Consider the following 6,113-nt stretch of genomic DNA (forward strand, 5'->3'; position numbering starts at 1 on the left):
CTACCGACGCTTCCTTCAGGTCGAACCAGGGGTCCGGTTCACCGTCCAGCGCAAACTGCAGTTGCTCCCACAGGGCTTTGCGGCCTTCGTGGTCTTCCAGGATTTTTTTCTTCACATAGTCCAGGCCGACGCGGTTGACGTAGTGCACCGTGCGCTCCAGGTACCAGCCTTCCTGGCGGTAGAGCTCGCAGAAGGCGCCGGTGTATTCGAGCACCTCGGCGGCCGTCTTGAGCTTGGTGAAGAAGTGGGCCACTTCCGTCTTGATGCCGCCGTTGCCGGCGATGTACATCTCCCAGCCCGAATCGACACCGATGATGCCGACGTCCTTGATGCCGGATTCGGCGCAGTTGCGCGGGCAGCCGCTCACGGCAAACTTGACCTTGTGCGGTGCATACATGCGCCACATGGCGCGCTCCAGGTCCTTGCCCATTTGCGTGCTGTCTTGTGTGCCCATGCGGCACCATTCGCTGCCCACGCAGGTTTTGACTGTGCGCAGGGCTTTGGCGTAGGCGTGGCCGGAAGGCATGCCGATGTCTTTCCAGACGTTCTGCAGGTCTTCCTTCTTGACGCCCAGCAAGTCGATACGCTGCCCGCCGGTGACCTTGACGGTCGGGATCTTGTATTTATCGACCGCGTCGGCGATGCGGCGCAGCTCACTCGCCGTGGTCTCGCCACCCCACATGCGCGGGATGACGCTGTAGGTGCCGTCTTTCTGGATGTTGGCGTGGCTGCGTTCGTTGATGAAGCGGCTTTGCGGATCGTCCTTGGCCTGTTTTGGCCAGGTGCTGATCAGGTAGTAGTTGACGGCAGGGCGGCAGGTGGCGCAGCCGTTGGGCGTCTTCCAGTCCATGAACTTGAAGGTGTCAGAGATGCTGAGCAGCTTGTTGGCGCGGATGGCGTCACGCACCGCCTGGTGGCCGTGGTCGGTACAGGCGCACATGGCCTTGAGCTTGGGCGTGGCCGAGTAGTCGCCGCCGGCGGTGAACATGAGGATCTGTTCGACCAGCCCGGTGCAGGAGCCGCACGATGCGCTGGCTTTGGTGTGCTTGCGTACTTCATCGAGCGTGAACAGGCCCTTTTCCTTGATGGCCTTGCAGATCGTGCCCTTGTTGACGCCGTTGCAGCCGCAGACTTCGGCGTCGTCGGCCATCAGTGCGGCCTTGTTCTGGCCTTCGTGGCCTGCGTCGCCGAGGTTGGACTCTCCGAAAATCAGCTTGTCGCGGATGTCGGCCACACTGCGGCCATCACGCAGCAGCTTGAAGTAGTAGCTGCCGTCCACGGTGTCGCCGTAAAGGCAGGCGCCGATGAGTTTGTCGTCCTTGATGACGAGTTTTTTGTAGACGCCGCCAAAGGGGTCACTCATCACGATTTCTTCAGCGCCGCTGCCACCCATGAATTCACCGGCGCTGAAGAGGTCGATGCCGGTGACCTTCAGCTTGGTGGACGTGAGCGAGCCGGAATAGCGGCCTATGCCGAACTGCGCCAGGTGGTTGGCTGCAACCTTGGCCTGTTCGAACAGCGGGGCCACGAGGCCATAGGCAATGCCGCGGTGGGCTGCGCATTCGCCGACCGAGTAGATGCGCGCATCGGTGACGGTCTGCATGGTGTCGTTGACCACGATGCCCTTGTTGCAGTGCAGGCGCATGGATTCCGCGAGCTGTGTGTTCGGCCGGATGCCGACCGCCATGACCACGAGGTCAGTGGCCACTTCCGTGCCATCCTTGAATTTGATCGAGGTCACGCGGCCGTCTTCACCACCCACCAGTTCCTGCGTCTGCGCGCCGATCATGAACTTGAGGCCGCGGTCTTCCAGGGATTTTTGCAGCAGCTTGCCCGCCACGTCGTCAAGCTGGCGCTCCATCAGCCAGGGCATGACGTGCACCACGGTGACTTCCATGCCGCGCAGCATCAGGCCGTTGGCCGCTTCCAGGCCCAGCAGGCCGCCGCCGATGACCACCGCTTTTTTGTACTTCTGGGCTGTGGCGATCATCTCGTTGGTGTCGGCGATGTCGCGGTAGGCAATCACGCCCTTGAGGTCTTTGCCGGGCACGGGCAGGATGAAGGGGTTGGAGCCGGTGCACATCAGCAGGCGGTCGTATTCCTCTTCGGTGCCGTCTTCGGCGCGGACCACGCGCTTGATGCGGTCCACTTCAACCACTTTTTTGCCGGCATGCAGCGTAATGTGGTTGTCCTTGTACCAGTCCCAGCTGTTCAGCACGATTTCGTCGAGCGTCTGCTCACCGGCCAGCACGGGGCTGAGCAGGATGCGGTTGTAGTTGGGATGGGGCTCGGCGCCGAAGACTGTAATGTCGTAGAGGTCGGGGGCGACCTTGAGCAGCTCCTCAAGGGTGCGAACGCCGGCCATGCCATTGCCGACCATCACCAGTTTTGATTTTTTCATGGGGCTACTCCAGATTGATTCGATGTCATTTTCAAGGTCCAATGTGCAAGCGTCATGCCACGGCGAACGCGGCAGCAGATGGGCAACGGGCGGGCTGGGCGCGGTGAATGGCCTCGGCGCCGGGATAAGGCGCAGCAACGCAGCGGTAGTTCGCCAACACCAGCGGATCTGTCTGATTTGTCAAAAATTGAGTGGAAATCATGATGCTCTCTCCCGGAAAAACAGGGATCCGGGCTGTCAACCCGGTATGAGGCACACCATTACGCACGTCGTTGTGCGCAGAACCCGCAGTGCATTCGCTAAGGTTGGGCGCGTCGTTACGCCCGCTGCAAATGACGCAAGACTTGTGCCATATCATTGGGATTCGCAGCTTTCCCGGCACCGGCGTGGCGGTGGCATGGCCTGCGACTTGCGAACTGTGTCGCTGTTCCCCGCTTAACCTCTTGATTTGTATGACCTCCGCATTGGTAAACCTGAACGGCCCTGGTGGCGCACATCCCCTGGTTTCAGACCTGGAGGCAGCTGGTATCCAGGTACTGGGGCCTGTGGATGAGCGCAGCAAACTGGTGCAGGAAGTGCTTCGGCAAGCACCCGATGTGGTGATTTGCCATGACCCGCTTCCGGGTGATGAGCTTTTCAAGGTGCTGCAGCTGGTGGCTGACACGGCGCCGTGTCCCGTCATTGTTTTCACCAGCGACACAGACGCGGGAAAGATCACGCGGGCCACCGAGGTGGGGGTTCATGCCTATGTGGTCAACGGTTATGGTGCGCAGCGCCTGCGGCCCCTCATTCACCTCGCCAAGGCGCGTTTTACCCGCGAGCAGGCCCTGCGTGCCCAGGTGCAGGAGGCCGCCAGCCGGCTTGAAGAGCGCAAGGCGGTGGACCGGGCCAAAGGTATTTTGATGCGGGCCCGGCAGATGTCGGACGACGACGCTTTCCACATTTTGCGGACAGCCTCCATGCATACCAACCAGCGGCTGGGGCAGGTGTCGGAGCACATCATCCATTCGGCGCGCTTCGCCGAGGATGTCAACCGTTCCGGCCAGTTGCGCATGTTGTCGCAGCGGCTGGTCAAGCTTGCCCTGCTGCAGCTTGCGGGGGTGCAGGCCGCCCGGGCCAAAGAGCTGCTGAAAGAGTCGGTGCTGCGCATCGACGCCAACCTGGTTTCGCTGGGGAAAAGCCTTTCGCAGCCCACATTTGGAGACCTGCTCGGGCAGGTGTCCATTACCTGGGGGCGGCTCAAGATTGCCTTGCAGGACACGCCCGCCGCTGGCAGCATGGCTCACCTGGATGAACTGGCAGACCTGCTTTTGCAGGATGCCGAGCGCATGACCAGCAGCCTGGAGAGCGCCGGCGCAATGCCTCCCTTGCAGATGCTGAACCTGGCTGGCCGGCAGCGCATGCTGAGCCAGCGTTTTGCCAAATATGCCCTGCTCAGGGCCACGGGTGGCAAGGCAACGCTGGCCCGCAGCGAGGCCGGCATGGCCGAGTCCCAGGCGGCATTCGAGCAGGCCTTGCAATACCTGAACGACATTCCGCTGACCAGCAAGGACATCCGCCTGTCGCTGGACCGGGCGGCCATCAGCTGGCAGCACATGCGCGAGGGCGCGCTTGCCATGGACAAAGATCCCCGGCGCCTGGAGGGTCTGGCGACGGCCAGCGAAGACCTCCTCGACGTCTTTGAGCAGCTGTCGGCCCAGTACGAACACAGCATGCAAATGCTGGTGGGCTAGGGCCTGCACGCCAGTCGTGTATTGTTGCGATGCACCAAATTCGGGCATTAAACTTGCTTATCTTGGTGCATGGCATTTGATCTGGACATTGGCTTCGCTTCATTGGCGGGCCGCAAGAACACCAACGAAGACTTTTGCGCTGCGATGCTGCCCGAGGCGGGGCAGGAGGGTATGGGTTCCATCGTGGCGATTGCCGATGGCGTGAGCACAGGCGGCATGGGCCGTGAGGCGGCGCAGACCACCGTGACCAGCCTGGTCCGTGACTACTACGGCACGCCCGAAACGTGGGACACCACCGTGGCCCTGGACCGCATCATCGGGGCGCAAAACGCCTGGCTGGCGGGTATCAACCAGCGCCGCAGTCCGGCCATGGGCCTGACCACCCTCACGGCGCTGGTACTGCGCGGGCAGTCGTACACGCTGGCGCATGTCGGCGATTCGCGGGCCTATCTGCTGCGCGGCGGCAAAACCCAGCAGCTCACGCACGACCATGCAGTCAATCACCCGGACTTTCGGCACCAGTTGCTGCGTTCGGTGGGGGCCGAGGACCATGTGGTGGTGGACTACATGCAGGGTGACCTGCAGGTCGGCGATGTTTTTGTGCTGCTGACGGACGGCGTGCACGGCGTGGTGCGTGACGTGCGGCTGCAGGGTTTTGCCGATCTTGAGGCGTCTGCCGACGCCCAGCTTGCAAGTCAGAACCTGGTCGAGGCGGCCCTGGCGGCCGGCAGCAACGACAACGTGACGGCCGTAGTGGTGCGGGTGCGCGGCTTGCTCGACGCAACACTGCAGGACGTCAACCGCATTGCGCAGACCTTGCCCATTCCGCCCCGCCTGAAGGTGGGCGATGTGATGGACGGCCTGAGTGTAACGGCGCCGGTGGCCGACAACGGCATCAATGTGCTGTATCAGGTGCGCGATCCCGCTACACGGGTGCTGTATGCCCTCAAGACGCTGCACCCGTCGAGGTCGCATGATGAAGAAGAGCGTGCCATGCTGGCCCACGAGGCCTGGCTGGCCCTGCGCATGCAGTCGGGCAGGGCTGCAGGGCATCTGGTCAACCTCCATGAACGCCTGCCGAACGGTCAGGAGCGCAGCGCGTTTTACCTGCTGTATGACTGGCACAGCGGCGAGACACTTCAGCAGCAGCTTGACCGCCGCCACAAGTTCAGCGTGGAGCAGGTGCTGGGCGTGGCCACCCAGGCCGCGCGGGCGCTGGGCCGATTGCACCGCCAGTGCGTGATCCATCGCGACATCAAGCCCGCCAATCTCCATCAGGGCGAAGATGGCGTGCTACGGCTGCTGGATCTCGGCGTGGCATTGAGCGGGCGCGAGCCCGAAGCGATGCGAAAGCTGCACGCCGGCACGCCCAGTTTTATCAATCCCGAGCAATGGGGCTTCAGCGCAAGCAGCACAGATGGGCCGGAGGAGCTGCCCGATGCGCAAAGCGATTTGTTCGCGCTGGGTGTGACGCTGTACCAGTTGCTGACCGCGCGCCTGCCGTATGGAGAGGTGCTGCCCTACCAGGCTGGGCGGTATTACCGCGACCCTGTTGCGCCCAGCCGCATCAATCCCGAAGTGCCCATCTGGCTGGACCACATCGTGCTCAAGGCCGTGGCGCGCGACAAGCGCCGGCGCTTCGAAACCGCCGAAGAATTGTTGCTGGCGCTGGAGCGGGGCGCCTCGCGGCCGCTGACAGCACCGCAGGCCACGCCTTTGATCCAGCGGGATCCTGTGATGTTGTGGAAGCTGCTGCTGGGCGTGAGTGTGCTGGTCAACGTGTTGTTGATTTACTGGTTGCTGTTTTTGCCGAGGTAGGGTGGGTGAGTATTGAATTGGGCTGTGGGGCAATGGGGACGGGCGCAAGTAGCTATTGAATTGATAGCGGCCTTTTTTTGGGGTTGTTGTTAGTTTGATGGAGGCGCTCTCGTCTGAATCCTGCTGGCCGGGGGTTGCCCGGCATGCAACTCACTTTCTTT

The 6,113-nt window shown here is 62.3% G+C and carries 4 protein-coding genes; 2 read left to right on the top strand and 2 right to left on the bottom strand.

Features of this window, described 5'->3' with window-relative positions; genetic code table 11:
• Nucleotides 1-2,401, bottom strand: a 2,401-nt coding sequence (gene nirB, locus AC1DWI_RS11400; RefSeq protein WP_477724858.1) for a nitrite reductase large subunit NirB, incomplete at its 3' end; no start/stop codon positions are given.
• A gap of 52 nt (nt 2,402-2,453) precedes the next feature.
• Entirely contained in the window at nt 2,454-2,603 is a 150-nt protein-coding gene (locus tag AC1DWI_RS11405) for a hypothetical protein (protein ID WP_477671576.1), read from the bottom strand.
• A 250-nt stretch (nt 2,604-2,853) separates the two neighbouring features.
• Here AC1DWI_RS11405 and AC1DWI_RS11410 point away from each other — a divergent pair, with 250 nt between their 5' ends.
• Both AC1DWI_RS11410 and AC1DWI_RS11415 read left to right on the top strand, forming a co-directional pair.
• Nucleotides 2,854-4,134, top strand: a complete 1,281-nt coding sequence (locus tag AC1DWI_RS11410) for a type IV pili methyl-accepting chemotaxis transducer N-terminal domain-containing protein (protein ID WP_477671577.1) — start codon at nt 2,854-2,856, stop codon at nt 4,132-4,134.
• Between the two features lie 69 nt (nt 4,135-4,203).
• A complete protein-coding gene (locus AC1DWI_RS11415) occupies nt 4,204-5,952 on the top strand; it encodes a bifunctional protein-serine/threonine kinase/phosphatase (RefSeq protein WP_477671578.1) in 1,749 nt (582 codons plus the stop codon).
• Nucleotides 5,953-6,113: the final 161 nt, after the last annotated feature.

Source organism: Polaromonas sp. P3_C2 (assembly GCF_056402675.1).